We start from the raw sequence: 26,921 nt of genomic DNA, 5'->3' as shown, positions 1-26,921 counted from the left end.
TCGATTTTCTCGACGTCTTCAGCTGGTGCCACTCAGCGGAGTCATACCGCCAATGCCTTCCGGGCATACGCCCGCACGTCGGCGTCGCCGTCCTGAAGCGCCAGCTCCAACGCCTCACGCGCCGCGGGCTCGTCGTCCGCCCACCGCGTCAAGGTCAGCACCGCCGCCTTACGGACGTCGAGGTGCGGATCGGTGAGCGCGGTTGTCAGCGTGGGGACGGCGACCGTCGGCTCTGCTCCGGCCAGTGCCCTTGCGGCACCTTCACGGACCTGCCACGCCGGTTCGGTGAGCGCACGCTGTACGTGGGCCAAATCGTCGTCGCCACAGCCGACGGCGCCGAGCGCAGCCAGCGCCGCGGCCCGCACTAGGGGGTCGTGGTCGCCGACCAGGCTGCGCACCGCATCGACGCCCGCGCGCAGTGTCGCAAGCCCGTTCGCCGCTGCGATCCTGACTTCGCGGTTGTCATCGGTGGCGGCGGCCGCGACGCCCTCGGCATCGTCCACGGACACCAGGGCCCGCACCGCCTCGATGCGCACGCGGTGATCGGCATCCGCCGACGCACGCCGGTATTGCACTCGGTCGCCCACCCGCCGCGCGCTCAGCAGGTACACCGCCACCGCGCGGACGACGGGATCCGCCGAATTCAGCTGTCCGGCAACATCTTCTGGGACAGGAATCACCTCGGCGAGTTCGCGGGCACTGTCAGCGGCGGTCCGCCGCACTTCCCCGTCGCCGTCGCCCAGCGCATCCAGCAGTGGTCGGGAGTACCCGTCGGGCAGATTCTCGACGAGCGTTGCCACCGCGGTCCTTCGTACCCCCGGATCGGAGTCCGTCAGATACTGCGCCAGGTCAGCGACCGTCGGTGATTCCAGCGTCACGACCTCGACGATGCGCGGCGACGGCGGCTGGCTAGGCCCGGCCGGCCGTACGCGCGACGCCGAGGTGGCCGGCGCCTGGCCGCCGGCCAGCACCGGCTGCTCGATATGCGCCACGGGCTGCTCGGATGGCAGGTGCTCCAGCTCTGGTACCGGCACGAAATACGGTGCGACGGGCCGTTTCAGGAACTCCATCGAACCGTCGGGCCTCTTGCGCAGGTTCAGGTGATAGCGCCACTCTTCGTCGTCACGATCGGGCAGGTCGGCGCGATCGTGATACAGGCCCCACCTCGACTCGGTGCGGGTGAGCGATGAGCGGGCGGCCATTTCGGCGCAGTCACGGATGAACGACACCTCCACCGCCCGCATCAATTCATGCGGTGTAGTGGCGCCCATCTCGGCGATTTCATCGTGCATCCGCTCGAAGCTCTGCACCGCGATCGATAGCTTCGTCGCGGTCTTCGGCGGAGCCACGTAGTCGTTGACGAACCGGCGCAGCTTGTATTCCACCTGTGGCTGCGGTGGGCCGTCGGGCTGACGTATCGGACGGTAGACGAGCTCGTGCGCCTCCTTGAGCTGGTCTTCGGGAGGCTGCTGCGGCGCAACGACGTCCGCGATCGTCGATGCTGCATGCTCGCCTGCCAGATCGCCGTACACGAAGGCACCGATCATGTAGTTGTGCGGAACGCAGGCCAGATCGCCCGCGGCGTACAGACCGGGCACCGTGGTGCGCGCGTGCTCGTCGACCCAGACCCCGGAGGCGGAATGCCCACTGCACAAGCCGATCTCGGAGATGTGCATCTCGACGTCGTGGGTGCGGTAGTCCTGCCCGCGGTTGGCGTGAAAGGTGCCACGGGTGGGTCGTTCGGTGGTGTGCAGAATGTTTTCCAGCGCGGTCAGCGTCTCGTCGGGCAGATGCGACACCTTGAGGTAGATCGGGCCGCGGGCGGACTCGATCTCGCGTTTCACCTCGAGCATCATCTGACCGGACCAGTAGTCGGAGTCGACGAACCGTTCCCCTAATGCATTGACCTGATAGCCGCCGAACGGATTGGCGACATATGCGCATGCGGGCCCGTTGTAGTCCTTGATCAACGGGTTGACCTGGAAGCACTCGATTCCGGACAGTTCGGCCCCTGCGTGATACGCCATCGAATACCCGTCGCCGGCGTTGGTGGGGTTTTCGTAAGTGCCGTATAGGTATCCCGATGCGGGCAGGCCCAGCCTGCCGCACGCACCGGTGGCCAGGATCACCGCCTTGGCTGCCACCGCGACGAATTCGCCTGTGCGGGAATTCAGTGCGGCGGCACCGACCGCGCGGCCATTGTCGGTCAGCACGCGCACCGGCATCAGCCGGTTCTCGATCGTGATCCTCTCGCGCATCGACCGCTGCCGCAGCACCCGGTACAGCGCCTTCTTGACGTCCTTGCCCTCGGGCATCGGCAGCACGTAAGAACCCGATCGATGCACACGGCGCACCGCATACTCGCCGTGCTCGTCCTTCTCGAATTTGACGCCGTAGCGCTCCAGGCGCTGCACCATCGCGAAGCCGCGCGTAGCGGTTTGGTAAATGGTGCGCTGGTTGACAATTCCGTCGTTGGCCCGGGTGATCTCGGCGACGTAGTCCTCGGGGCTGGCCTTGCCGGGGATGACGGCGTTGTTCACCCCGTCCATGCCCATCGCCAACGCGCCAGAATGGCGCACGTGCGCCTTCTCCAGCAGCAGCACCTGCGCACCATGCTCCGCGGCGGTCAACGCCGCCATGGTGCCCGCCGTGCCTCCGCCAATCACCAGCACATCGCAGTCGAGGCGACTCGTGTCGGCCAGTTCAGGTATCTGCATCATGAATGACCAAGGACTGTAATGATTTCCGTCCGGAGTGCGTGGCGGCCGGTCTGGTCGGTGCGCGGCTGCGGCACGTCGATCACCGCGCGCAAGGGCTGGCCGACGCGGCCGAGAACGGCGACACGGTCGCCAAGGATCAGCGCTTCGTCGACGTCGTGGGTGACGAACACGATCGTGGTCGGGTGGGCGCGCCAGGTCTCGATGAGCAGTCGTTGCATCGCGCCGCGGGTCTGGGTGTCCAGCGCGGCGAACGGTTCGTCCATCATCACCGCACGGGGTGCCCCGGCAAGCCCGCGAGCGAGCTGCACGCGCTGACGCATGCCGCCCGACAGACTCTTGGGCAGATAATCGGCGAACCCGGTCAGTCCCACCTCGTCGATCCACTGGTCGGCACGCCGGCGTCGGTTTGCGCGGGGTTCACCGCGCAACTGAAGGGCGAGTTCGATGTTGGAACGCACTGTGCGCCATGGCAACAACGCGCTGTCCTGGAACACCATGCCGCGATCGCGCGACGTGGTGGTGACCTCTTGCCCATCGGCCAGCACCTGGCCGGAGTCCGGCCGCAGCAGACCGGCCAGTGCGCGAAGAACAGTCGACTTGCCGCAGCCCGATGGCCCGGTGAGCACCAGGATTTCGCCCGGCTGCACCGTCAGGCTCAAGCCATCGACGACTGGCGCTCCCGTGTAGGACAGCCGGACGTCGTCAAGCTCCAGCCGCATGCCTTCTGCCACAGCCGTCGTCATCGCACGTTCTCCTCACCGCGGGGCAGCCAACGGGTGGCCCGCCTGCCGATCAGTTCGACGGCCGCAGCGGTCGCGAAGCCGAGCACGCCGATCGTGATGATGCCGACGAACACGTCGGGATAGCTGAGCACCGTGTAGGCCTGCCAGGTGCGGTAGCCCACACCCAGTCGCCCCGAGATCATCTCGGCGGATACCACGCAGATCCACGCCACACCCATGCCGACAGAGAGCCCCCCGAACAACCCGGGCAGGATGCCGGGCAGCACTACGCGCCGCAGCACATCCCAGCTGTTGCCTCCGAAGGTGCGCACCGAGTCCTCCCAGATCGTCGGCAATGCGCGCACGGCGTGCCGGGTGCTGACCATGATCGGGAAGTAGGCCGCAAGGAACGTGATGAACACGATCCCGGCCTCGTCGGTCGGGAACAGCAGGATCGCGACCGGAACGATCGCGATCGCCGGGATGGGCCGCGCCAATTCGGTCAACGGACCGAACACGTCGGCGAACACCGCCGACCGGCCGAGCAGGATCCCGGTGCCAACACCGATGACCGCGGCCAACCCGAAACCGGTCAAGATCCGGATCAGCGACTGGCCGAGGTCGAGCCAGTATGCCTGGGTGCCAAGGCGATCCACGAATGCCGTGGCGATCTGCGTGACCGTGGGCAACGTGTCGAACCGTAGCCACATCCGGACGTGGTTGGCGGTGAGCAGCTGCCAGAGGCCGATGGCCGTGATGACCGATGCCAGGCGCACGAGCCGACGGCGCCATTGTGGGTTCGACCGCGGGCGTAGAACCGCCGGCCGCGCGCTTACCGGCTCGAGTACACCCGGGACGACGGCATCGGCGGTCGTCATACGGCGCCCGCCAACGCCTCTTGGTAATCCACCGCCGTACTTCCGGGATGGGCTGCAACGTGTCGCTGGGCCCCAGCTGGGGTGCCGAACGGTAGGTAGTTCTGGCCGTCGCGCACCCACGACGCCTTGTCGGCGAACCACCGCGTACCGAGATCGGTGTCGGGAACGTAGGCGGCGCGGACCTTCGAACCGTTGGCGGTGGCCTCGCGAACGGCCTTGAGCAGGCAGGTCGGGCTGGCCGCGGGCTGCGTGGCCGACGCTCCGTCGAGCCAGAGTTCACTGGCCCGCGCGGGATTGTCGACAGGCGTGTTGCAGACCGGGTCGGTACCGCCGAGCACCGACGGGTTCGTCGTGGCGGCTACGGCCTTGCCGTAGTCCTGGTTTCGCGTCGCGAATGCGGCCTTCAAAGGAGCGTCCTGGACGAAGCCGGCGACGTCGAGGTCGGCGAAGTCGCCGATCGACTTCAGATAGGGCACATCGCCTTTGAGCGCGTCGACCAATGACGGCTTGAGCGTCGTATCGAACGAGGTGCCGCCTGGGCCGTTGTAGAGGTAGACGACTTCCTGGGGCAGGCCGCTGCCGTCGGCGACGATCTTGGCTGCTTCCAGTGGCTTGGAGTTGAGGAAGTCAGTGGCGTCGAGTTGCGCCTGCAGGAAGGCGTCGAGCACTTCTGGATGTTCGGCGGCGTACGCACGTCGGACGACAACACCGTGCAAGGTGGGATAGTTCAGCTCGGCCCCGTCGTACAGCAGCTTGGCCTTGCCCTGAAAGACCAGCAGACCTGGCCATGCCACAAACTGCGAAAGCCCCTGGACCTGACCGGATTCCAATGCTGACGCGCCGACCTGTGGCTGCTGGTTGAGCACCTCGACCCCGCTCTTGGGGTCCAGGCCCGCGTTGGACAGCGCCCGCACGAGCGTGCCGTGGCCTGCCGATCCGACACTGGCAGATACCTTCTGACCTTGGAGATCGGAGAGTTTCTGTGCAGGCGAATTAGGCGCCACCACAACCATGTTCAGTACGCCCTTGGGGTTGTAGCCGGTCACCGAGACGATCTCGGTGCGCGCGCGGTCGTTGGCCTGGGTCTTGGAGCCATTGATCAACATCGGGTAGTCGCCCATCGAGCCGATATCGATCTTCTCGGCGACCATCTGCGCGGTGATGGGTGCACCCGTGTCGTAGTCCTGCCACGTCACGTTGTACTTGGTTCCGGTCCGGCTGGTGATGTCGGCCAGCCGGCGCTCCAGATATCCCTGCGCGCGCAGCAATGTCCCTGCGGTGACGGTGTTGATGGTCTTCGACTGGTAGCCGATGACGACATTGACGACGTTGCCGGAGGATTGGCTGGTGGCGTCCAGTGAGCAGCCGGTGGCGGCGAGGAGAAGCGCAGTGGCCAGGGCTACAAATCGAATCAGTTGTCTCACGGTGGGGTCCTTACCGGATCAGATAGGGCATGTTGACGGTGACGGCGCCGGTGGGGCAGCGGGCGGCGCAGGGCCCGCAGTACCAACACTCGTCGACATGCATGTAGGCCTTGCCGTTGTCCGGGTTGATCGCCAGCGAGTCGAGCGGACAGATGTCGACGCAGAGCGTGCAGCCCTCGATACACAAGGATTCGTCGATCGTCACCGGAACATCGGTGCGTTGGTTCACCAGCGTCATGATTCGCTCCTGATCAGGCTGCCGCGCATGGTGATTCGGTCACCACGCATCCGGATGTATTCGAGGTCGACGGGCCTGCCGTCGTCGAGGCTGGTGAGACGTTCCAGCATCAGCAGAGCCGCGCCGTCGGGCACCTGCAGCGTCGCTGCGGAATGCGGATCGGCCGAAACCGCCTCCAGCGCAAGCGTTGCCGATCCCAGCCGTTGTCCGCTGACCTGCTCGATGAGCGCGAACACGTCGTTGGTTTCTAGCGAGTGCGCGAGTACCTCGGCGCCGATATCGGGCGCCAGGTACGTCAGGTCGAGAGACAGCGGCAGGTCGCCGAGATAGCGCAACCGCTCGATGAAAACCACCTGTGCGCCCGGTTCGAGCCGCAGTCGGCGCGCGACCGCGGGCGGCGCGGCCACGTTTAGGACGGCCCGCACATCGTTGTGCACCTCGCCGTAGTCCTTGAAAGTCTCCTTCAGGCCGACGAGGGCATCGAGGCCGTGGTCGTACTTGCGGACTGCGACGTGGGTGCCAACCTTGCGCCCGCGGTCGATCAGCCCTTCGTTCTTGAGCACCGCGAGCGCCTCGCGAACGGTATTACGGGAGGCGAAGAACTCGGCGGCCAGCTGCTGTTCGGTGGGCAGCCCGTCGTCGTAGGCGCCGGCATGGATTTGATGCCGCAGCACGTCGGCGACCTGCCGCGCACGGTCGGCGCGGGGCCGCCGGATCGGCGTCGGCTCAGCTGACACGACGTGAACGCTAAGAGGCGCGAAAGCCTGCCGCATCGCCGTGAAATCTACGTTGGCGCAGGTTAACTGAATCCGCCACCGTGGACAGGCGGCTACCAGGCAAAAGACCGCGCGGGCGTGGCTATTGCGCCAGCCCGTGCCGGCGAAGAATTTACAATCGCGCTGAGCTTAAAGCCGTCGCTCAACTACCGCGACCGTGCGTGTCCGCACGCTGACACGCCGCATTTCGTGTGCATTCCGCGCACGCTCACGCCGCCCGAGCGTGACACAACTGCTTGGCAATCATCGCGATGAACTCCCATGGCCGGTGACGGACATCCTCGAACACGATGGGGATGACGATCCATCCGACCGCTTCCAGAGCCGCGCGCCGTCGGCGGTCGCGCTTCATGGCGTCGGGCTGGCTATGCCAGTCGACGCCGTCATACTCGACCGCGATCCGGTATTGCGGCCACGCGAAGTCGACGCGCCTGCGCTCACCATTGCCGTCGATGATCTCGTATTGCAGTTTCGGGATCGGCAGCCCACCGTCGATCATCGCGAGCCGCGCTTCGCTTTCCATCGGTGATTCCGCGAGCGCATCGGCGAGCGGGATCAGCTCGCGCACCGCAACGATGCCGCGCCGCCGGGCCTGCTCGACGGCCGCGCGCCACATCTCGGCGCGACTACACGATTCACTGCGCAGCGCGGCATCCAGCGTTGCGAGCGCCCGCGGCCGACGCTGCGCACGGGCGACCTCGACAGCCGTCCACCCAGCAGACGTTGCCAGTCGTCCGTCGACCATCACGAGAGGAGCGCCGTCGCGCCGATGCACCACCAGCCCGTCAGCGTTACGCAGCTGTCCGCCGGCCGGATTCAGCACATGTAGGTCGACGGTGCCCTCGGTGTCGAAACCGTAAATCGCCGCGGCGGTACCGAGGCACACGGGTACAGATTTGCCACTCGACAGGTCTAGGCCGCGAAGCCTCAGCTCGTCCGTCGGCTCGCCGGCGCAGTAGATTCCTTGCCACATCCTCTCCAGGACACCGCAATTGACAGCCGCCGCGAAACGGCGCCTCGTAGTGCGGGCCAGAATTTGACCGCTTGTGGCCACGCCGCCTTGGTTGTAGAAGAGTTCCGCTAGTTCGGGATTCATGGCCAGGATCATCTAAACCGGCTGACAAGGACGGTAGACCCGGAGTAGTCATCTGTGGATGAGTGCGCGATTGTGCACAGTCGGCGGCCGTGAGCGTGCACGAAATGCACGCGATTTGCGGCGTGTCGGCGCGCAGACACGCACGCTCGGCATAGCTAAGTTATTGCATGCAGCGCGAGAGCACCCGGCCGAACTGCAATAGTCGTTGCATCTGGGCCAGGCCGCCGTTGTCGACGGACTTGTAATAGCGAAACGATTCGCAGTAGATATCGCTTTCGGTGGCGGACTTCTGCCGCGACCGCGTGACGAGCTGGGTATACATCCGCAGCCGCACCTCGGACAGTCGCCGGGTGTCGTCGCCGAGTACCTCGTACTCGGCGGTCAGCACATGGTCGGTGATCGTCGACAGCAGGATGGTTCGCACCGACGCGTTCAGGATGCGACGCTCGCGATCGTCCGCACCTGCCAGCTCGTCATCGGCGCGCCACATGATCAGCCGCTGGCCGTCGGTGAGGATCACCTCTTGCCACAGCGCCTCGCCCCACGACTCCTCGCTCGAACCGCGCGACATGATGAACGACTTGATCGCGGAAAGGTCAATCACCGAACGGATTTGGTCCAGAGCAAGCTCGGGGTCACGCAGGTACACCCTGGCTGCCTCCTCGACACTGGAGTACGGCGCCCAATCCTGCGGTATGCCCATCAGCTGCCCTCGCTTGTCCCCCGCATCGCCGCTGAAGCCGCCCGGATCTGTGGCGTCACCAGCATCACTTGTCCCAGCACGCCGTTGACGAAACCCGGTGAGTCGTCGGTGGACAACTGCTTGGCCAACTCCACGGCCTCGTCAACTGCGACCGGCTCGGGTACATCGTCGGCGTGCAACAACTCCCACACCGCCACCCGCAGAATCGCTCTGTCGACCGCGGGCAGCCGCTCGAGCGTCCAGCCCTGCAGATGCGCGGAGATGAGATCGTCGACGTGCGCGGCGTTCTCGGTGACGCCGCGTGCCACCGTCACCGTGTACGCATTCAGAGGTGAGACGTCGGACTCTTTCTCCGCCAAGGCATTTCGCGCTTCTGCAACCTCGGCAGGGGTAAGCCCCCGCGCCTCGGCCTCGAACAGCAGGTCGACGGCGCGTTTGCGGGCCTGATGCCGCCCCCGATCACCCTTGCGGTCAGGCATTCACCAGACTCCCAATGCCGTCAGGCATTAACGCGGCCCAAGTAGCTGCCGTCGCGGGAGTCGATCTTCAGCTTGTCGCCGGTGTTGATGAACAGCGGCACCTGGATCTCGGCACCGGTCTCGACGGTGGCCGGCTTGGTGCCTGCGCTCGACCGATCGCCCTGCAGTCCCGGCTCGGTGTGGGTGACCTCCAGCTCGACGGTCACCGGCAGCTCCAGATACAGCGGCGCGCCGTCATGGAACGCGATCTGCACCGGCATGCTCTCGAGTAGGTACTTGGCGGCGTCACCGACCAGCGACTCGGGCAGGTGGTGCTGCTCGTAGTCCTGGGAGTCCATGAACACGAAGTCCGACCCGTCGCGGTACAGGTAGGTGTGGTCGCGCCGGTCGACGGTCGCGGTCTCGACCTTGACGCCGGCGTTGTAAGTCTTGTCGACGACCTTGCCGGACAGCACGTTCTTCAGCTTGGTCCTGACGAAGGCCGGCCCCTTGCCTGGCTTGACGTGCTGGAACTCGACGATCTGCCACAGCTGGCCATCGATCTGCAGGACGAGCCCATTCTTGAAGTCGGCGGTCGATGCCACGGTCGGTCGTTCTCCTAGAGGATCGCCAGTTCTTTGGGGAACCGGGTGAGTAAGTCGGGGGCCTTGTCGCCGACGACCAGCGTGTCCTCAATGCGGACACCGCCGCGGTCGGGCAGATAGACACCTGGCTCAACGGTGACCGCAGAGCCAGCAAGCAGTGTACCGGCGGCCGAAGCGCTGATCCCCGGCGCTTCGTGGATCTGTAACCCGACGCCATGGCCGAGCCCGTGGCTGAAGTTGTCGGCATAACCCGCGTCGGCGATGACCTGCCGCGACGCTGCGTCGACATCCTTGAGCGTGACGCCCGGTGCGAGCGCGTCACGGCCGGCCCGCTGGGCTGTAGCGACCAGTTCATAGACGTCGAGCTGCCACTGCGCGGCAGGCGCCAGCACAAAGGTGCGAGTCATATCGGAGTGGTAGCCGCAGACCAGCGCACCGAAGTCGATCTTGACGAAGTCGCCCGCCGCCAACACCGCGTCCGTCGGCCGATGATGCGGGATCGCCGAGTTGGCGCCTGCGGCCACGATGGTTTCGAACGACACGCCATCAGCGCCGTGGTCGAGCATCAACGCCTCGAGTTCGCGGCCTACCTCTTTCTCTGTCCGGCCCGCGCACAGCCCACCGCGTTCAACGAGATCGGTGAGCGCGGCGTCGGCTGCCTCGCATGCGAGTCGCAGCAGGGCGATCTCGCCCGCGTCCTTGACCTCGCGCAGCGCCTCCACCGTGCCTGCGGCCCGAACCAGCTCCACCTGGTCGCCTGCGGCCTTGCGCAACGTCGCGAACCCGTCGACGGTCACCACGTGGCTCTCGAAGCCGACCCGACGAGCTCCGTCTGCGGCGGCACGCGCGGCCAGATGTGGCCCGCACGCCCGCTCGATCACGACCTCCGCGTCGGGGGCCTGCTGTGCGGCCTGCGTTCGATAGCGTCCGTCGGTGGCCAGCACCGGCGTTTCGCTGTCGACACGAATGAGCAATGCCGCGTTCGAACCTGTGAAACCAGACAGGTAACGCACGTTGACCAGGTCAGATATCAGCATCGCGTCCAGTTCGGCGTCGGCCAGTCGCTGGCGCAGACGGTCCCGGCGCTGTGAAATAGTCACGGTTGAAGAACCTACTCGCTAAGGTGTGGCCCCATGAGCTCCGAAGCCGACAACGAGCGAGGACCGGAGCGAGAAGGAGTCGAGGCATGAGCAAGTGGTTACTGCGCGGACTGGTGTTCGCGGCCCTGATGGTGATTGTCCGATTGCTGCAAGGGGCGTTGATCAATGCGTGGGAGACCAAGGCGGGATTGATCAGCATCGTGCTGGTCGTGCTCTTCGCGATCGCGGTCTTCATCTGGGGCCTTCTCGACGGTCAAGCCGACGCCAAGGCCAACCCCGACCCCGACCGGCGAGGAGACCTTGCGATGACGTGGCTGCTGGCCGGCCTGTTCGCGGGCGTGGTGAGCGGCGCGGTGGCATGGTTCATCTCGCTGTTCTACAAGAGCCTCTACGTGGAAGCGCTGCTCAACGAGGTCACCACGTTCGCGGCGTTCACGGCGCTGTTGGTGTTCCTGTTCGCGATCGCCGGCGTTGCAATCGGTCGCTGGATGATCGACCGCAACCTCGAAAAGCAGCCGCGCAAGCATCACGGCCTGGCCGAGGCCGCCGCAGAGCAAGAACAAGACCGCGCCGACACTGACGTCTTCGCAGCGGTGCGCCACGACGGCGGCGCCGAAACCGCGCCCACCGAGGCACGCCGCGAGGAGTAGTCCCTAGTCGAGGCTCGCGAGGTAGCGCAGGGCCAGCACGTAGCCCTGCACTCCGAGGCCGACGATCACTCCGGTTGCGACCGCGCTGAGGTAGGAGTGGTGTCGAAACTCCTCGCGGGTGTGCACATTCGAGATGTGTACCTCGATCAGCGGCGCGCTCAACTCCGCGCATGCATCGCGCAGCGCCACCGAGGTGTGGGTGAAGGCGCCTGCGTTGAGCACCACCGGATCGCCCGCATCCGCGGCCGCATGGATCCAGTTCAACAGCTCGGCTTCGCTATCGCTTTGTCGCACAACGGCTTTCAGGCCAAGCTGATCGGCCTCGCGTTCGATCAACGCAACCAACTCGTCGTGGGTGGTGCTGCCGTAGACTTCCGGCTCGCGACGCCCGAGCCGACCGAGGTTGGGACCGTTGAGCACGAGCACGGTCGAGAATTTCATGAGCCCATCGCTCCGATTTCTGAGTAGGCCGCCGCCAGCAGTGACGGGTCCGGCCCCTCGAGCCTCCCCGGCTTGCCCAACCCGTCGAGCACCACGAATCGAAGCACGCCTGCACGCGTCTTTTTGTCACCCGCCATGTATTCGAGCAGCTGCGGCAGCGCATCGGCGTCATAGCTGACGGGCAGGCCCAGCGAGGTGAGGATCGACCGGTGTCGCGCGGCGGTGTCATCGTCGAGACGTCCTGCCAGCCTTCCCAATTCGGCGGCGAACACCAGACCCACCGATACCGCTGCACCGTGTCGCCACTGGTAACGCTCCCGGCGCTCGATCGCATGCGCGAGGGTGTGGCCGTAGTTGAGGATCTCGCGCAGCTGCGATTCCTTCTCGTCGGCCGCAACCACCTCAGCCTTGACCGCGACGGCCCGGCGGATCAGCTCCGGCAGCACCGTGCCCTTCGGGTCGACAGCGGCCTCCGGGTCGGCCTCGATCATGTCGAGGATCACCGGATCGGCAATGAAGCCTGCCTTAACGATCTCGGCCATGCCCGCGACAATCTCGTTGCGGGGCAACGTTTCCAGCGTCGCCAGGTCGATGAGCACGGCAGCCGGCTGATGGAACGCGCCGACCAGGTTCTTGCCCGCGTCGGTGTTGATTCCCGTCTTGCCGCCGACCGCGGCGTCGACCATGGCAAGCAGCGTGGTGGGCACGTGGACGATGTCGACGCCGCGCAGCCAGGTGGCGGCGGCGAACCCGGCGACGTCGGTGGCCGCTCCCCCGCCGAGGCTGACGATCGCATCCTTGCGGCCAACGCCGATGCGGCCCAACACTTCCCAGATGAAACCGAGGACCGGCAACTCCTTGCCGCCCTCGGCGTCCGGGATCTCGATGCGATGCGCGTCGATGCCCTTGTCCGACAGGTGATTTCGGATTGCTTCTGCGGTCTGCGCGAGCACCGGCTGATGCAGGATTGCTACCTTGTGCCTGCCCTCGAGGACACGGCCCAGTTCGCCGAGCAGGCCGGTGCCGATGATGACGGGGTATGGCGGGTCGACGAGCACATCGACGGTCACCGGCTCAGTCACGGTGTCCTTTCGGGTGTCGGGCGGCGACGGCCGCGGGTGTCGGTGGGGCTTCCGTGCTTGGCTTCGGTGCCAGCGACGACGGACCGCGGCGCCACGACGGTCGGCGACGTCGACGCCGGGTGGCCTGTGGGTTCTCCAGGCGATCCACGATGTGGCGAACCACCGCGCCGGGGTTGCGACGGTTGGTGTTGACGCGCATCGTGGCGACCCGTCGGTACAGCGGAACCCGTTCGGCCATCAGTGCTTTGAACTTCTCGTTGCGATCGGGGCCCGCGAGAAGTGGCCGCACGGTGCTGCCGCCTGTCCGGCGCACACCTTCGGCGGCGCTGATCTCCAGATAGATCACGGTGTGCCCGGCCAGCGCGTCGCGCACCCCGGGGGTGGTGACGGCGCCGCCGCCCAACGACAGCACCCCGTCATGCGACTGCAGCGCGGCGCGGATGACGTCCTCTTCGATGCGCCGGAATTCGTTCTCGCCGTCGGTGGCGAAGATGTCGGCGATGGTGCGGCCGGTGGTTTCCTCGATCGCGGCGTCGGTGTCGAGCATCGAGGTGCCAAGCGATTTGGCCAGCCGCCGCCCGATCGTGGACTTGCCCGATCCGGGCAGCCCGATCAGCACCGCTTTGGGGGCCATCAGCCCGAGGCCTGCGCCGGTTGCGCGTTGCCGATTCCCCGGTCGCTTCGCTCTCCCCTGGCCTCCGCCCGTGGGCCCGACCCGCCGGACGGCTCGCGGTCGGCCACAGCCCGCAGGTAGGTATCGATGTTGGCCCGCGTCTCCGTCAGCGAGTCGCCGCCGAACTTCTCCAACGCGGCACGCGCCAGCACCAGGGCAACCATCGTCTCGACGACGACACCGGCGGCGGGCACCGCACACACGTCGGAGCGCTGGTGAATCGCAACGGCCTCTTCGCCGCTCACCATGTCGACGGTGGCCAGCGCACGCGGCACGGTCGAGATCGGCTTCATCGCGGCGCGCACCCGCACGGGCTGGCCGTTGGTCATGCCGCCCTCGAGGCCGCCGGCCCGGTTCGTGGAGCGCATCACCCCGTCAGGACCCGGGTACATCTCGTCGTGCGCGACGCTGCCGCGCCTGCGCGCGGTCTCGAAGCCATCGCCGATCTCGACGCCCTTGATCGCCTGGATGCCCATCACGGCACCGGCCAGTTGGCTGTCAAGACGGTTGTCGCCGCTGGTGAATGAGCCGAGCCCGACGGGCAACCCGTGCGCGACGACCTCGACCACACCCCCGAGTGTGTCGCCGTCCTTCTTGGCGGCCTCGATCTCGGCGATCATCAGCTTTTCGGCTTCTTCGTCGAACGCCCGAACCGGGCTGGCATCGATGGCAGCCAGGTCGGCGGCCAGCGGCGGCGGCCCGTCGTAGGGCTTGGATGCGCCGATGGAGATGACGTGCGACACCACCTCGACGCCGAGCGCCTCCTTGAGGAACGCCCTGGCGACGGTTCCTGCGGCGACGCGGGCGGCGGTTTCGCGGGCACTGGCCCGCTCGAGCACCGGGCGCGCGTCGTCGAATCCGTACTTCAACATGCCTGCGTAGTCGGCGTGGCCTGGGCGGGGCCGGGTCAGCGGCGCGTTGCGAGCGACATCGAGCTCAGCGGGATCGACAGGGTCGGGAGCCATCACGGTTTCCCACTTCGGCCACTCCGTGTTGCCGATCTCGATCGCGATCGGCCCACCGAGCGTGACCCCGTGCCGCACACCAGCGAGCATGGTGACCTGGTCCTGCTCGAACTTCATCCGGGCGCCGCGGCCGTAGCCGAGTCGGCGGCGGGCCAGTTGGGCCGCGATCTCGTCGGAGGTGACGTGGACGCCGGCAACCATGCCTTCGACCATGGCCACCAGCGCGCGGCCGTGGGATTCACCAGCTGTCGTCCATCGCAACACGCGTCCCATTTTCGCACGTCGCGCCGTCGAGACCCGAATCAGTCGATAGCCAGGCCGTCAAGGATGCGGTTGATCTCGCTGACGGCCTGGCGATGGGCGGTCTTCTGGTCGTCGGCGCGGGCGACGATCATCGCGGTTTCGCAGAGCGCTCCGTAGAGAAAATGAGCGAGTGGCGCCGGTGGTCGTGGCGCGATGCGGCCGGCTTCTGCGGCCCGCGAAATTCCGACCTGCATCATGTCCAGCAGCGGGCCTTCCAGCCGCCGGACGTGCTCCCAGCCGATGGCGGCCAAGGCGTCGAGCAGCACGATTCGCTGTAGGTCGGGGGCGAGGCACTCGTCGAGGAATGCCCGGCATCCGGCCTTGAAGGCGTCCCACGGATCCTTCTTCCGGGCGTACGCCTCGACAAGTGGCGTGGCCAACTGCTCCACTTCGCGGGTGAAGACGGCCTCGAACAGCTGCCGCTTGCCGTCGAAGTGGTGATACACCGCGCCCTTCGTCATGTTGGCGCGTGCCGCGACCGCGTCCAGCGACGTCGCGTCGTAGCCGTCGCGGGCGAACAGTTCACGTGCGGCATCGACGAGCGCAGTGGTGGTCGCCTCGGTCCGCTCGGCCTGAGTCCGTCTTGCCGCCTTCGTCGCCACGGCCCGACCATAGCCGGTGCTCACCCTGTATCCGGCACCAACGCGATCAGCCGCAGCGCGCGATCCGTGTACCGCGCGTAGTGCTCGGCCTGGGCGTGCAGCCGCCCCATCGCGCGTTGCGCTCTGGGCCAGCGTCGCACCACCCGATTCGACTGGCGCGCAAGCCTTGCCTGGTTCACAGCACTCGATAGATCCGGTAGTCGATGTGGTTGGGCGACAGGATGTTGTAGCCGACGGCGACCACCTCGGATAGCCACGCGTAGCGCTCGTCGGAGGTTTCGAACTTCGGCGTCGTGCGAATGTAGGTCTGCTCAAACGGGAGCACTTCGCCCGCAGCGAGCCGTTGCACACCGTCCGCGGGGATCTTGATGACGCCGCGGGACTCGTAATGAATGAGCGCGCCGTCGTGCGTGCGCAGCGTGGCTCGGACGTCGACGCGTCCGGTGCCGTCGGCGCCGATGATCAGCCAGTCTCCGCCGCCGGGGAGGAGTTCACCGCGCAGCTTCGGTCCTTCGATGACGCCTCCGGTCGTGATGAAGGTCAACCGCGTACCGACGGGAGTCGGAATCGATTGAGCGGGTTGCAGATTGACATGCATGTCGAACAAGTGCTCAACCGGTAGGGCGGTGACGAGCGGCAACTGGTCGACGGGTGTTGCGGTGGTCATGCGATCACGGTTCCCATCGCTTGCTGCAACTGGGCCGCGTCGATGAAGGTGTCCTTGCGGCTCACCAAGCCGTCCGATGAGACGTTGACGACGTCGAGGCAGTCGAAGCGGATGTCACCGGAGGTCAACGCCCAGTCGAGGATCCAGTGATCCTCGCCGTACAGCACGCGATAGGTCTCCCAGGCGAAATCCGGGAACTGGGCGAAAATCTGCTCGAAGGCCGCGCGCACGGCGTCACGGCCCTGTACGGGCCCCGCGCCAAGATGCGTCCAGAACTGAGTGTCCTCGGTGTGCATGGCGACGATCGCACCCGGATCATGCGCCGCCCAGGCGGCGAAGTAACGGTGCGAAATCGCGGGTAGATCTAGATCGGTACTTTGCATACCTACAGTATGTACTAACCTACTTTAAGTATGCAAGGGTGTCGGGTGGCTGAAATGCGCGTGCCGATCAACCGCAGCGCGAGGCGAGCGAGTCGGCGCAGCCGTCGTCTCCGACTTAGCGCACGACCAACGCGGTTGCTATGACCGCCGCCGCGCACATCGAAGGACCGTGCGGCACAGTGTGTTCCGATCGGCGCAACACGATCACAACAGCCCATCCCGCGGTCAGCATGGGCGCAGCAAGCGCGGCCAGCAGCCAAACGTCGCTACCGAAGGTTGCTGTCAGCGCACCGATGCCGAGCGCCAGCTTTACGTCGCCGGCGCCCATCGCCGGTGGTGACAACAGGTGCACGACGGCGTAAATGACGAACAACGCGACCGCGCCGAGTAGGGCGGCGACACCGCGACCATGTGCGGCGGCCACCGCGAGGATCACCGCGGCACCTGGCAGCGTCAGCCAGTTCGGCAACCGTCGCGAATAGATGTCGTAGGCGGACAACACCGCCAGCCACGCCAGCACGCAAACACCGGCCACCACCGCCCCCATACATTGAGGCTAACGTCGGTTCCGTGCATCGACGGTCACCAATTGGTCCAGCGCTGCTGGTGGTGGCGGCCGCGATCAGCCAGGAGGTTGGCGCCGCGTTCGCCGTCGGCCTGTTCGCGGCGCTCGGCCCGGTCGGTGCGGTGTTCATGCGACTCCTTGTCGCCGGGGTAGTCCTCTGCGTGGCGACCCGCCCCCGACTGCGTGGGCTATCGCGCCGGGCGTGGGTGTCCGCGATCGCCCTCGCCACCGCTTTGGTGGTGATGAATGCATGTTTTTACATCTCGCTGACGCGCGTCCCCCTCGGGGTGGCCGTCACCGTCGAAGCCCTTGGCCCGCTTGCGCTTTCGGTGATCGTCAGCCGACGCAAGTCAGCATGGTTGTGGGCGCTGTTGGCACTGCTGGGTGTCGCGCTGCTCAGTCTCACCGGTGTCCGAGTCGGTCATCTCGACCCGGTTGGCCTTGGCTTCGCCGCGGGCGCAGGGGTGAGCTGGGCCGGCTACATCCTGGCCACGGCTCGCGCGGGGGCCGATTTTCCGAGGCTCGACGGGCTGGCGCTGGCGACCGCCATGGGTGCGGTAGCCATGGCTCCATTTGCGGTGTTCGCGGTCGATCCGGACGCTGCGCTGCGGTGGCAGGTGCTGGGGCTGGGGGTGACGGTCGGAGTGATGTCGTCCGTCATCCCCTACTCGCTGGAGCTCATCTCGCTGCGCCGGTTGCCACCCGAGACGTTCGCGATACTGACATGTCTGTCCCCGGTGTTCGCGGCGGTAGCGGGCTGGCTGATTCTTGGTCAGCACCTCGCGGTGATGGGGTATGCGGCGATCGTGCTGGTGACCGTGGCCAGCATCGGTGCGGTGCGCTCAGCACGAGGCCGCTTGGCGCACAGCGACACCCGGCTGATCACCGCCTAGCGGCGGTGACGACATTGCGGCCGCGACCAATTCAGGCGACCCTACTGTTCGGCCAGTGCCGCCCTCATCGCCTCTTTGGGGGCGGGCAGACCGGTGAATTGCTCGACTTGAGCGAAGGCCTGGTGCAACAGCATCTGCAGTCCGCTGATGACCCGGCCACCCGCCGCCTCGACCGCCGCCGCCAGCGGCGTCGGCCACGGGTCGTAGATCGCGTCGAGCAGCACTGGCGTCGACGCGACGGTGTTGGCATAGCTGGCCGCGACGTCCGCGGGGATGGTGCTGACGACAGCGTCGACGTCCGCCACTGGCGTGCCCAGTTCGATCCAGCGGATCTCGATGTCGAGCCTAGGCCCGAGGGCCAGCAACGGTGCAGCCCTGTCGCGATTGCGGGCGACCACCGAAATATCTTCCACGCCAAGCTCTGCGAGCCCGACGACGACGGCGGGTGCCGTACCGCCAGAGCCCAATACTGCCGCACGTCCGGTGACCGACCCCAACGCCCCCTTCACACCGTCGATGTCGGTGTTGTCGGCCTGCCATCCCGTCGCCGTCCGCACCAATGTGTTGGCCGAGCCGACGAGTTCGGCGCGTTCGGTGCGTTCGTCGGCGAACCGAAGCGCCGCGAACTTGCCGGGCATCGTCACCGAAAGGCCGACCCACTCCGGGCCGAAACCCCCTACCAGGCTTGGTAATTGGTCGGCGGTGCATTCGATACGGTCATACGTCCAGCCGTCGAGCCCCAGCGCCTGGTAAGCGGCCAGATGCAGCTGCGGTGACCGCGAATGCGCAATCGGCGACCCGAGCACCGCAGCTTTGCGCGGACTACCTTGCGGAGTCGAGGACACCGTTGCGCTTGGCCAGTTCGATGTTCGCCAGATGCTGCTCGTAGTCGCGGGTGAACAGCGTCGTGCCCTGCATGTCGACCGTGACGAAGTACAGCCAGTCCCCGGGCGCAGGCTGTTCGGCCGCCGATAGCGCGGGCTGCCCCGGCGAGCAGATCGGTGTTGCCGGGAGGCCCGGCCGCACATACGTATTCCACAACGTGTGCTGCGCGCGGTCGGCGTCGGTGGTGGCCACTTCGATCCGGTCCAGCGGATAGTTCACCGTAGAGTCGAACTCCAGCGTCCGGTTCTCGTGCAGCCGGTTGTAGATCACCCGCGCAACCTTCGCGAAGTCATCCGGCTTGGATTCGCGCTGCATCAATGAGCCGACGGTCAGGATCTGATACGGCGACATGTTCATCGCCTTCGCCGTGTCCAGCAGCCCGCCCTGCGCGTACTGCGTCGCACTGGCCGCGACCAACGTCGACAGGATTTGTTGTGCCGACTCCGAAGGATCGATGTTCCAGGTGCCAGGGGCGATCAACCCTTCCAGCCGGCGGTGATCGTTGCCCAGTGCGGCGACCGGATTGGTAGCCCAGTCTGGCACCGAAAGCACCGACGGCTCAGCGCTTCCCGCGGCCTTCTTCAGATCGTCCACCGCGACACAGCGCCTGTCGCCGTCGAGGTTCACGCATGTCGCCCGCGAGATCAGGCTGAAGATGCCTTCGGTGACGGCGTTCGTCTTCACGTCTTGAATGTCGTCGAGTTGGCGGCCTTCGGGGATCACCAGCTTGCCGACTCGGTTCTGCGGATCCGCAAGTCGCGCAACAGCATTGGAAGCCGGTATCTCTGTGCGCACCTTGTAGAAGCCGGGCTGGATGGCCGAGATGGCGGCGTTACCATTCGCGGCTTCGACGAATGTATTGACGTTGGCCACCACCTTGTGGTCTTTCAGCGTCTGACCGATCGCAGTCGTGGAGTCGCCGTCGTGGACCTGGATGACCACGTCATTGACGCCGTTGCCGGTGAAGTCGTTGCCTCCACCGAACAGCGAGTGCCACATCTTCGAGCCGAGGAACACCGCGCCGACGAGGACGACGATCAGCAGGGCCAGCGCGAAGCCACTGGTAAAGCGCCGTTTGCGTTTACCTCGCGCTTCCCGAATCCGGTCCGACCGGCTCATTCGGCGTCGCGGCGGTCCGACCGCCACGGGCTCTGCGCGATCGCGACCGCCCCATGGGTTGTCAGTCATCCCCGACCTCTCCGTGCGCGGTCAAAGCCGCGCGCCGCTGGTCCAGCCAATTCTGCAAAATCCCTACCGCCGCAGCCTGATCGATCATCGCTCGTTGTCCCTTGGCGCGGATACCGGCGTCGCGAAGTGACCGCTGCGCCGCCACTGTGGTCAGCCGTTCGTCGGACAACCGTACCGGCGTCGGCGCGATGCGCCGGGCCAACTGGTCGGCCAGCTCGATCGCATCCCTGGCGGACGAACCGGAGCGGTCGGCAAGGGTGCGCGGCAACCCCACCACCACTTCGACCGCCTCCAGCTCCTCGGCCAATTGCGCGAGCCGGCGCAGATGTTTGCCGCCTCTGTTCCGCCGGTCCCGCTCCACTGTTTCCACGGGCGTGGCCAGTATCCCGTCCGGATCGCTGGCCGCCACCCCGATACGCACCGTACCCACGTCGACACCGAGCCGTCGGCCGCGGCCAGGATCGTCGCCCCCGGGCCGATCCGGGAGACGATCATCGGTGTCGACCACGGACTACTCCCGGCCTATTTCTGCGCGCAGCGCGGCCAATGCCGCGTCTATGCCCGCCGCCCCCTTACCGGAACCCTGTGCCAGATCGGTTTTCCCGCCCCCACGACCGTTTACCGCCGCGCCCAACTGCTTCACCAATTCGTTGGCCTTCAGGCCGAGATCCTGCGCTGCCGTGTTGACCGCCACCACGAACGGCACACTGTCGTTCTCACCTTCGGCGATCAACGCGACAACGGCTGGGTCGCTGCCCAGCTTGCCCTTGATATCGCCGACGAGGGTGCGCAGATCCGCCGCCGACATTCCGCCGGCCATCCGCTGCGCCACGACACGCACCTTACCGATTTGCTCAGCTCCCGCGGCGGCATTCGCTGCGGCGGCGCGCGCACTCGCAAGCCGCATCTTGTCGAGTTCCTTTTCGGCGGCCCGCAGGCGCTCGACCAGATTGGCCACTCGCGCCGGAACCTCCTCGGAGGGAACCTTCAGCGTCGACGCCAGACCTGCCATCAATGCGCGTTCCTTGGCGAGATGGCGGAAGGAGTCCAGACCGACGTAGGCCTCGACGCGGCGCACACCGGAACCGACCGAAGACTCGCCGAGGATCGTCACGGGACCGATCTGCGCCGAATTGTGTACGTGGGTACCGCCGCACAGCTCCAGCGAGAACGGCCCGCCGATCTCGACGACGCGAACCTCGTCGGGATAGTTCTCACCGAACAGCGCCATGGCGCCCATCGCCTTGGCCTTGTCCAATTCGGTGGTGAAGCTGTGCACCTCGTAGTCGGCCTCGACAGCCTCGTTGGTCACTTCTTCGATCTGCGTGCGCTGGTCCTCGGTCAACGCGCCCTGCCAGTTGAAGTCGAACCGCAGATAGCCCGGCCGGTTCAGTGAGCCCGCCTGAACAGCGTTGGGGCCCAGCACTTGTCGCAGCGCCGCATGCACCATGTGGGTACCCGAATGACCCTGCGTCGCACCGTGCCGCCACCGCGGGTCGACGGCGGCGACCACGGTGTCACCCTCGACGAATTCACCGGACTCGACGTTGACGCGATGAGCCCACAGGGTTTTGGCGATCTTCTGCACGTCGGTGACGGCGGCCTTGGCCGAACTCGACGCGCCGGCGCCGGTGACGCTGCCCTCATCGGCGATCTGACCGCCGGACTCCGCGTAAAAGGGGGTTCGGTCGAGGATCAACTCAACGCGGTCAGGCGCCGGTCCACCGTTGTGCGCAACGACAGGAACGCGCTTGCCGTCCACGAAGATGCCGAGAATCTTTGCCTCGGAAGTCAATTCGTCAAAGCCGGTGAACTCCGTCGGGCCCGCATCGACCAGATCGCGGTACTCCGACAGATCGGCGTGCGCCTGCTTGCGCGCGGCCGCGTCGGCCTTGGCGCGCTGGCGCTGCTCGGCCATCAGGGTGCGGAAGCCTTCTTCGTCGACGCTCAGGCCGGACTCGGCGGCCATCTCGAGCGTCAACTCCAACGGGAAGCCGTACGTGTCGTGCAGCGTGAAGGCGTCGGTGCCCGACAGCACCGTGGCGCCGGAAGCCTTGGTTGCGCTGGCCGCGTCGTCGAACAACCTCGAACCCGATGCCAGGGTGCGGTTGAACGCGGTCTCCTCCGCGACCGCGATGCGGTGAATCCGATCGAAGTCGGTGACAAGCTCGGGATAAGACGGCCCCATCGCGTCGCGCACCGTGGCCATCAGGTCACCGACAATCGGGTCGTCGATGCCGAGCAACTTGGCCGAGCGGATCACGCGGCGCAGCAGCCGACGCAGCACGTAGCCGCGGCCGTCGTTACCGGGGCTCACCCCGTCGCCGATCAGGATCGCCGCGGTGCGTGTGTGGTCGGCGATGATCCGGTACCGGACGTCGTCGTCGTGATTGCCGACGTCATACCCGCGAGGGGCGCGCGCAGCCACGGTATCGATGACGGGACGCAGCAGGTCGGTCTCGTAGACGTTGTGCACGCCCTGCAGCAGGAACGCCACCCGCTCGACGCCCATGCCGGTGTCGATGTTCTTGCGCGGCAACGGGCCGAGGATCTCGAAGTCCTCCTTGCTCGTGCCCTCGCCGCGCTCGTTCTGCATGAAGACGAGATTCCAGATCTCGATGTAGCGGTCCTCATTGGCGACGGGCCCGCCCTCGATGCCGAACTCGGGGCCGCGGTCGTAGTAGATCTCCGACGACGGACCGCACGGCCCGGGGATGCCCATCGACCAGTAGTTGTCGGCCATACCGCGACGCTGGATGCGCTCGGCCGGTAAGCCGGCGACCTCCTGCCACAGGCCGACAGCCTCGTCGTCGTCCAAATAGACTGTGGCCCAAAGTCTTTCGGGATCTAATCCGTAGCCGCCCTGGTCGACGGGGTTGGTCAGCAGCGTCCAGGCCAGCTCGATGGCGCGGCGTTTGAAGTAATCGCCGAACGAGAAGTTGCCCGCCATCTGGAAGAAGGTGTTGTGCCGGGTGGTGATGCCGACCTCGTCGATGTCCGGCGTCCTGATGCATTTCTGGATGCTGGTCGCCGTGTCGTAGGGCGGGGTGCGCTGCCCCAGGAAGTACGGCACGAACTGCACCATGCCCGCATTGACGAAAAGCAGGTTGGGGTCGTCGAGGATCACCGAGGCGCTCGGCACCTCGGTGTGGCCTGCCTTCACGAAGTGATCGAGGAAGCGCTTCCTGATCTCGTGTGTTTGCACGTTCCTTACGTCCCTTTTCTGCATTACCTGCGACTATTCGACCGCACTACAGTACCGGTCGCTATTGTCGCGCTGACAATCAACGAACCGGCGCGGCGCCAAGTGCCGAGCTCAGGAATTGACGAAGCTCAGCCGCACCTGGCGTTGTCGATTGTCCCTGTTCAGATCGACCAACACGACACTTTGCCAGGTGCCAAGCAGCGGTTCGCCGTGCTGGACCGGCACCGTGACCGAAGGCGCCACGATGGCGGGCAGCACATGGTCGGCGCCGTGGCCCGGCGAACCGTGCGCGTGGCGGTAGCGGTCATCACGCGGCAGCAGGCGCTCAAGCGTGACGACCAGATCGTCGTCCGAGCCCGCACCCGTCTCGATGATCGCGACACCGGCGGTGGCGTGCGGCACGAAGACGTTGCACAGGCCGTCCCCGTGGCCGTCGCAAAACGCGCGCACCGCTTCGGTGAGGTCGACGATCCGTCGGCGCGATGTGTCGATTTCGAGCACGTCGGAGTCCACCAGACCACCCTACGGACCATCCGTTTGCGTACCGAAATATGCCTGCTTGCACAGGGAAATATCCATTGAATTGCCTGCTCGGCGGGAGGAAGCTGAGCACTGGTCCGGTGGCGCCACCGGGGCGCCGCCCCAACACCAATCGGGGGTGGATCGTGCACGCACGCACAACCACATTGCAGGCGCAAACCTCATCGATCGACGGCGGCATTGCCTATATGCGCGATGAGTTGACGCCCGAACTGGAGAACATCGAGGGCTACGTCGGCATCTCACTACTGGTCGACCGGCATTCCGGCCGCTGCATCATCACCACCGCCTGGGAATCCGAGGACGCGATGCGCGCCTCGGCCGACAAGGCGAAGGAGCTGCGCAGCCAAGCCGCACAGCGCTTCGGCGGCGAGGTCGAGAAGATCGAAGAGTGGGAAATCGGGTTGCTGCACCGCGACCACCGCTCGAAGGACGGCGCATGCGTGCGGGCGACGTGGGCGCAGGGCGATCCGGGCATGGCAGAGCAAAACATCGAGTACTTCAAGACATCCGTCCTGCCCGACTTGGAGAGCCTCGAGGGCTTCTGCAGCGCAAGCCTCATCCTCAACCGCTCGACGGGCGTCGGCGTGTCCTCGGTCACGTTCGACAGCCGTGAAGCGATGGAGCGCAACCGGGAGCGGGCGACTGCGCTCAAGGCGGAAAAGATTGGCGCACTCGGCGTTCAAGAGCTCGACGAAGGCGAATTCGAGTTGGCTTTGGCGCATCTGCGGGTGCCCGAGTTGGTCTGAGGAAAAGTTTGTCGGTTCCGCCGCCGGGAGCTGCTCGGCGGCGGAACGTGGTGATTGGACCGGTGGCGCCACCGGGGCGCCACCCCGAACCAAAGGGGTGGGTAGACGTGTATGCACGCTCGACCACAATCCAGGCGCAGACTTCTTCTATCGACGAGGGCATTGCCTATATGCGTAATGACGTGATGCCCGAACTCGAGAGCGTCGACGGGTACGTCGGCATCTCACTTTTGGTTGACCGTGAGTCCGGCGACTGCATCATCACCGCCGCCTACGAAAGCGAAGACGCGATGCACGCCGCCGCCGACAAGGCGAAGCACTTGCGCGCCCAGGCGGCTGATCGCTTCGGCGGCACGGTCGAGAAGATCGAAGAGTGGGAGATCGGGGTCTTGCATCGCGACCACCAGTCGGTCGACGGTGCGTGTGTGCGGACAACGTGGATCAGGGTTCCGCGCGACCAGGCGGACCGCGCCATGGATTTCTACAAGGACTCGGTCCTGCCATCGCTTGAAGGGCTCGAGGGGTTCTGTAGTTCCAGCTTCTTGATGGACCGCGCGTCGGGGCGGGCCGTGTCGTCAACGACGTTTGACAGCCGCGACGCCATGGAGCGAAACCGGGAGCAAGCCAAAGAACTGCGAAACACGCGTACCCGTGAACTGGGCGCTGACGTGCTCGACGTTGGCGAGTTCGAGCTCGCAATTGCCCACCTGCGGGTGCCCGAGATGGCCTGACTGGTCCTCGCGTGCAGATTGACGCACGCGTTTATTGACACCGCCGCAGGGGTATGTCCCCTCCAGCCCACACAGCTTGGAGGAACAATGACTATCACCGGCGTAATTACCGCCATTCTCATCGGCATCGTCGTCGGCGCGTTGGGGCGGCTCTTGGTCCCTGGTAGGCAGCCGATCGGATGGCTGGTGACGATCCTCGTCGGCATCGTGTCGGCCTTCATTGGCACGGCGATCGCCCGCGCGCTCGGCATCCCCACCGACACCAACGGCATCGACTGGCTGGAGCTGCTGTGCCAGGTCGTCGTCGCGGCGCTCGGCGTTGCGCTCGTGTCTGCATTGATGGGCCGGCGGCGTACCGGCCTGATGGGCGGCAGGCGTTCCGGTCTATTGCGCTAGCTGCCCACCCCCGGCGATCCCGGCCTGGCCCCCGACCGGCCGGGATCGTCTTGCGGGTTCATGCGCTCGGACTACAACGTCGACTCACTGGATTGCGTCAGCGCGATAGCAAGGGCATGTCCGCCCGCGCCTTGATCTGCTGTACCACCCACGAATTGCCGTCGGGATCAGCGAATCCGAACAGCGTGCCGCCATCGCGTTCATCGATGACGTCGATATCACCGGCGGCAACTCCGCGGTCGACGAGTTCCTCGCGGGCGCGATAGGCGTCGGCGACGACGAGCTGGAGGCTCTTGAGCGAACCTGGCGGCATCGGCGGTGGCGAGGCGAGCACTATCGAACAACCTGAGCCCGGCGGAGTGAGTTGTACGAAGCGCTGCTCACCCGCCCGCGTGTCGTGGTCGAGATTGAAGCCCACCTGGTCGCGGTAGAACGCAATCGCCCGGTCGACATCGCCGACCGGAACCCCTACGACTTCGAGAGTCCACTCCATCAGAGCCTCTTGAGCAGCTCGTCGAGCTTTTCGTAACCCTCGGTCATGCCGCCCTCCATCCCCGAGGACAGCAGGCCGTCACGGGCCTCGATGTTCGGGCAGATCGACCGGCCGCGCAGTCGACTGCGGCCACCGCCGAGGGCTTCGAACCACATGAATTCGATGTTCACCATGTCTGGCGCGCCCTCGAATTCGAAAGTCTGGATGATGAATTCGTTGTCCCGGACTTTGTGGAAGACGCCGTTGAAGCCGAACTCGCCGCGATCTGCCTTGTGTACGTAGCGGTAGCCGCCGCCGGTCTTGAACTCCCAGTGTTGGATCGTCATCTCGAGGTCGCGTGGGCCGAGCCACTGCTTGACCAGATCCGGCTCCGCATGGGCGCGGAAGAGCGCCTCGACCGGAGCGTCGAACTCGCGGGTGAACTCCATGGCGAGGGTGTCGACCGGGGCGTTGAGGTTGAGTGGATTCGTCATGTGTCGGTTCCTTTCTTATGGGTGTCGGTGATCGCCGCCAGCACGGCGTCGAGCTGGCGGTAGCTGCGTTCGGCGTCAAGCCGGTATCGGTCGATCCATGCGGTCAGCCGCTCCAGCGCGGCCGCGTCGAGATGCACCGGCCTGCGCTGCGCATCGCGGGTTCTGGTAACCAGTCCCGCCTGTTCGAGCACCTGAATGTGTTTGGACACCGCCTGTTTCGTGATGTCGAAAGGCTCGGCCAGCTCGTTGACCGTGGCCGGGCCGCGGGACAGCCGCGCCACCATCGCGCGCCGAACCGGGTCGGCCAGCGCCATGAA

General features: G+C 66.0%; 30 protein-coding genes and 3 pseudogenes. 5 read left to right on the top strand and 28 right to left on the bottom strand.

What is annotated here, in order from left to right:
* Positions 1 to 41 precede the first annotated feature (41 nt).
* From MYCSM_RS13500 to MYCSM_RS13450, 11 genes are all read right to left on the bottom strand, one after another.
* The gene (locus MYCSM_RS13500) at positions 42 to 2,720 is read right to left on the bottom strand and encodes a fumarate reductase/succinate dehydrogenase flavoprotein subunit (RefSeq protein WP_015306718.1); all 2,679 of its coding nucleotides are present in this window, start codon (positions 2,718 to 2,720) and stop codon (positions 42 to 44) included.
* The gene (locus MYCSM_RS13495) at positions 2,717 to 3,463 is read right to left on the bottom strand and encodes an ABC transporter ATP-binding protein (protein ID WP_015306717.1); all 747 of its coding nucleotides are present in this window, start codon (positions 3,461 to 3,463) and stop codon (positions 2,717 to 2,719) included. The genes MYCSM_RS13500 and MYCSM_RS13495 overlap by 4 nt, the downstream gene beginning before the upstream one ends.
* On the bottom strand, positions 3,460 to 4,320 hold the full coding sequence (locus MYCSM_RS13490) for an ABC transporter permease (RefSeq protein WP_015306716.1): 861 nt from the start codon (positions 4,318 to 4,320) through the stop codon (positions 3,460 to 3,462). The genes MYCSM_RS13495 and MYCSM_RS13490 overlap by 4 nt, the downstream gene beginning before the upstream one ends.
* The gene (locus tag MYCSM_RS13485; RefSeq protein ID WP_015306715.1) at positions 4,317 to 5,744 is read right to left on the bottom strand and encodes an ABC transporter substrate-binding protein; all 1,428 of its coding nucleotides are present in this window, start codon (positions 5,742 to 5,744) and stop codon (positions 4,317 to 4,319) included. The genes MYCSM_RS13490 and MYCSM_RS13485 overlap by 4 nt, the downstream gene beginning before the upstream one ends.
* Positions 5,745 to 5,754: 10 nt before the next feature.
* Positions 5,755 to 5,982: a 4Fe-4S dicluster domain-containing protein gene (locus tag MYCSM_RS13480; protein ID WP_015306714.1), complete on the bottom strand. Its 228-nt coding sequence runs from the start codon at positions 5,980 to 5,982 to the stop codon at positions 5,755 to 5,757.
* Positions 5,979 to 6,755 (bottom strand): GntR family transcriptional regulator, encoded by a 777-nt coding sequence (locus MYCSM_RS13475; protein ID WP_015306713.1) that lies wholly within the window; start codon positions 6,753 to 6,755, stop codon positions 5,979 to 5,981. The genes MYCSM_RS13480 and MYCSM_RS13475 overlap by 4 nt, the downstream gene beginning before the upstream one ends.
* A 211-nt stretch (positions 6,756 to 6,966) precedes the next feature.
* Complete coding sequence (locus MYCSM_RS13470) at positions 6,967 to 7,854, bottom strand: DUF559 domain-containing protein (protein ID WP_041313978.1); 888 nt, start codon at positions 7,852 to 7,854, stop codon at positions 6,967 to 6,969.
* A gap of 160 nt (positions 7,855 to 8,014) precedes the next feature.
* Positions 8,015 to 8,557: a hypothetical protein gene (locus tag MYCSM_RS13465; protein WP_015306711.1), complete on the bottom strand. Its 543-nt coding sequence runs from the start codon at positions 8,555 to 8,557 to the stop codon at positions 8,015 to 8,017.
* A complete protein-coding gene (nusB, locus tag MYCSM_RS13460) occupies positions 8,557 to 9,036 on the bottom strand; it encodes a transcription antitermination factor NusB (protein ID WP_015306710.1) in 480 nt (159 codons plus the stop codon). Before nusB ends, MYCSM_RS13465 begins: the two co-directional genes overlap by 1 nt.
* Positions 9,037 to 9,056: 20 nt before the next feature.
* Positions 9,057 to 9,620 (bottom strand): elongation factor P, encoded by a 564-nt coding sequence (gene efp, locus MYCSM_RS13455; protein ID WP_015306709.1) that lies wholly within the window; start codon positions 9,618 to 9,620, stop codon positions 9,057 to 9,059.
* 14 nt (positions 9,621 to 9,634) lie between these two features.
* Complete coding sequence (locus tag MYCSM_RS13450) at positions 9,635 to 10,720, bottom strand: M24 family metallopeptidase (protein ID WP_015306708.1); 1,086 nt, start codon at positions 10,718 to 10,720, stop codon at positions 9,635 to 9,637.
* Between the two features lie 86 nt (positions 10,721 to 10,806).
* Here MYCSM_RS13450 and MYCSM_RS13445 point away from each other — a divergent pair, with 86 nt between their 5' ends.
* On the top strand, positions 10,807 to 11,370 hold the full coding sequence (locus MYCSM_RS13445; protein WP_015306707.1) for a B-4DMT family transporter: 564 nt from the start codon (positions 10,807 to 10,809) through the stop codon (positions 11,368 to 11,370).
* A 3-nt stretch (positions 11,371 to 11,373) separates the two neighbouring features.
* Here the strand turns inward: MYCSM_RS13445 and aroQ are convergent, their stop codons facing one another.
* From aroQ to MYCSM_RS13405, 8 genes and pseudogenes are all read right to left on the bottom strand, one after another.
* Positions 11,374 to 11,811, bottom strand: a complete 438-nt coding sequence (aroQ, locus tag MYCSM_RS13440; RefSeq protein ID WP_015306706.1) for a type II 3-dehydroquinate dehydratase — start codon at positions 11,809 to 11,811, stop codon at positions 11,374 to 11,376.
* Positions 11,808 to 12,893, bottom strand: a complete 1,086-nt coding sequence (gene aroB, locus MYCSM_RS13435) for a 3-dehydroquinate synthase (RefSeq protein WP_015306705.1) — start codon at positions 12,891 to 12,893, stop codon at positions 11,808 to 11,810. The genes aroQ and aroB overlap by 4 nt, the downstream gene beginning before the upstream one ends.
* Before the next feature lie 127 nt (positions 12,894 to 13,020).
* Positions 13,021 to 13,527: pseudogene (locus MYCSM_RS13430) on the bottom strand (shikimate kinase); the annotation flags it as partial.
* A 67-nt stretch (positions 13,528 to 13,594) separates the two neighbouring features.
* Positions 13,595 to 14,795, bottom strand: a pseudogene (gene aroC / locus MYCSM_RS13425) (chorismate synthase); the annotation flags it as partial.
* A 38-nt stretch (positions 14,796 to 14,833) separates the two neighbouring features.
* On the bottom strand, positions 14,834 to 15,436 hold the full coding sequence (locus MYCSM_RS13420; RefSeq protein ID WP_041313972.1) for a TetR/AcrR family transcriptional regulator: 603 nt from the start codon (positions 15,434 to 15,436) through the stop codon (positions 14,834 to 14,836).
* 175 nt (positions 15,437 to 15,611) lie between these two features.
* Entirely contained in the window at positions 15,612 to 16,103 is a 492-nt protein-coding gene (locus MYCSM_RS13415; protein WP_015306701.1) for a DUF3237 domain-containing protein, read from the bottom strand.
* On the bottom strand, positions 16,100 to 16,486 hold the full coding sequence (locus MYCSM_RS13410; RefSeq protein ID WP_015306700.1) for a nuclear transport factor 2 family protein: 387 nt from the start codon (positions 16,484 to 16,486) through the stop codon (positions 16,100 to 16,102). The genes MYCSM_RS13415 and MYCSM_RS13410 overlap by 4 nt, the downstream gene beginning before the upstream one ends.
* Before the next feature lie 115 nt (positions 16,487 to 16,601).
* Positions 16,602 to 17,033, bottom strand: coding sequence for a prepilin peptidase (locus tag MYCSM_RS13405; RefSeq protein WP_015306699.1), 432 nt, complete (start codon positions 17,031 to 17,033; stop codon positions 16,602 to 16,604).
* A gap of 23 nt (positions 17,034 to 17,056) precedes the next feature.
* On the opposite strand from MYCSM_RS13405, the gene MYCSM_RS13400 reads away from it, so the two are divergent.
* A complete protein-coding gene (locus tag MYCSM_RS13400) occupies positions 17,057 to 17,944 on the top strand; it encodes an EamA family transporter (protein ID WP_051073752.1) in 888 nt (295 codons plus the stop codon).
* A 41-nt stretch (positions 17,945 to 17,985) separates the two neighbouring features.
* Here MYCSM_RS13400 and MYCSM_RS13395 read toward each other — a convergent pair whose 3' ends face one another.
* The 5 genes from MYCSM_RS13395 to MYCSM_RS13375 form a co-directional block, all read right to left on the bottom strand.
* On the bottom strand, positions 17,986 to 18,789 hold the full coding sequence (locus tag MYCSM_RS13395) for a shikimate dehydrogenase (RefSeq protein WP_015306697.1): 804 nt from the start codon (positions 18,787 to 18,789) through the stop codon (positions 17,986 to 17,988).
* Complete coding sequence (locus MYCSM_RS13390; RefSeq protein WP_015306696.1) at positions 18,767 to 20,017, bottom strand: endolytic transglycosylase MltG; 1,251 nt, start codon at positions 20,015 to 20,017, stop codon at positions 18,767 to 18,769. Before MYCSM_RS13390 ends, MYCSM_RS13395 begins: the two co-directional genes overlap by 23 nt.
* Positions 20,010 to 20,525: a Holliday junction resolvase RuvX gene (ruvX, locus tag MYCSM_RS13385; protein ID WP_015306695.1), complete on the bottom strand. Its 516-nt coding sequence runs from the start codon at positions 20,523 to 20,525 to the stop codon at positions 20,010 to 20,012. The genes MYCSM_RS13390 and ruvX overlap by 8 nt, the downstream gene beginning before the upstream one ends.
* A 3-nt stretch (positions 20,526 to 20,528) precedes the next feature.
* Positions 20,529 to 23,222 carry an alanine--tRNA ligase gene (gene alaS / locus MYCSM_RS13380; RefSeq protein ID WP_041312014.1) on the bottom strand — a complete coding sequence of 898 codons (2,694 nt, stop codon included), beginning with the start codon at positions 23,220 to 23,222 and terminating at the stop codon, positions 20,529 to 20,531.
* A gap of 111 nt (positions 23,223 to 23,333) precedes the next feature.
* Positions 23,334 to 23,723: a secondary thiamine-phosphate synthase enzyme YjbQ gene (locus MYCSM_RS13375; protein ID WP_198345082.1), complete on the bottom strand. Its 390-nt coding sequence runs from the start codon at positions 23,721 to 23,723 to the stop codon at positions 23,334 to 23,336.
* A gap of 164 nt (positions 23,724 to 23,887) precedes the next feature.
* Here MYCSM_RS13375 and MYCSM_RS13370 point away from each other — a divergent pair, with 164 nt between their 5' ends.
* The 3 genes from MYCSM_RS13370 (at position 23,888) to MYCSM_RS13360 (ending at position 25,638) form a co-directional block, all read left to right on the top strand.
* Entirely contained in the window at positions 23,888 to 24,511 is a 624-nt protein-coding gene (locus MYCSM_RS13370; protein ID WP_041313966.1) for a hypothetical protein, read from the top strand.
* Between the two features lie 107 nt (positions 24,512 to 24,618).
* Complete coding sequence (locus tag MYCSM_RS13365) at positions 24,619 to 25,242, top strand: antibiotic biosynthesis monooxygenase (RefSeq protein ID WP_041312011.1); 624 nt, start codon at positions 24,619 to 24,621, stop codon at positions 25,240 to 25,242.
* An 87-nt stretch (positions 25,243 to 25,329) separates the two neighbouring features.
* The gene (locus tag MYCSM_RS13360; RefSeq protein ID WP_015306690.1) at positions 25,330 to 25,638 is read left to right on the top strand and encodes a GlsB/YeaQ/YmgE family stress response membrane protein; all 309 of its coding nucleotides are present in this window, start codon (positions 25,330 to 25,332) and stop codon (positions 25,636 to 25,638) included.
* A gap of 71 nt (positions 25,639 to 25,709) precedes the next feature.
* On the opposite strand, the gene MYCSM_RS39050 is transcribed toward MYCSM_RS13360, so the two are convergent.
* The 4 genes and pseudogenes from MYCSM_RS39050 to MYCSM_RS13345 all read right to left on the bottom strand — a co-directional run bounded on the left by MYCSM_RS39050 (position 25,710) and on the right by MYCSM_RS13345 (position 26,918).
* Entirely contained in the window at positions 25,710 to 25,790 is an 81-nt protein-coding gene (locus tag MYCSM_RS39050) for a hypothetical protein (protein WP_442928531.1), read from the bottom strand.
* A gap of 5 nt (positions 25,791 to 25,795) precedes the next feature.
* Positions 25,796 to 26,131: pseudogene (locus MYCSM_RS13355) on the bottom strand (VOC family protein); the annotation flags it as partial.
* A complete protein-coding gene (locus tag MYCSM_RS13350; protein ID WP_015306688.1) occupies positions 26,131 to 26,604 on the bottom strand; it encodes an SRPBCC family protein in 474 nt (157 codons plus the stop codon). The pseudogene MYCSM_RS13355 and the gene MYCSM_RS13350, both read right to left, overlap by 1 nt.
* Positions 26,601 to 26,918 (bottom strand): ArsR/SmtB family transcription factor, encoded by a 318-nt coding sequence (locus MYCSM_RS13345; protein ID WP_051073751.1) that lies wholly within the window; start codon positions 26,916 to 26,918, stop codon positions 26,601 to 26,603. The genes MYCSM_RS13350 and MYCSM_RS13345 overlap by 4 nt, the downstream gene beginning before the upstream one ends.
* Positions 26,919 to 26,921 lie beyond the last annotated feature (3 nt).

The sequence above is a fragment of the Mycobacterium sp. JS623 genome, from assembly GCF_000328565.1.
In the GTDB taxonomy this organism is placed as follows: Bacteria; Actinomycetota; Actinomycetes; order Mycobacteriales; family Mycobacteriaceae; genus Mycobacterium.
Note: the sequence above shows the minus strand (reverse complement) of the source record. Positions and strands in the feature narration are given on the sequence as shown.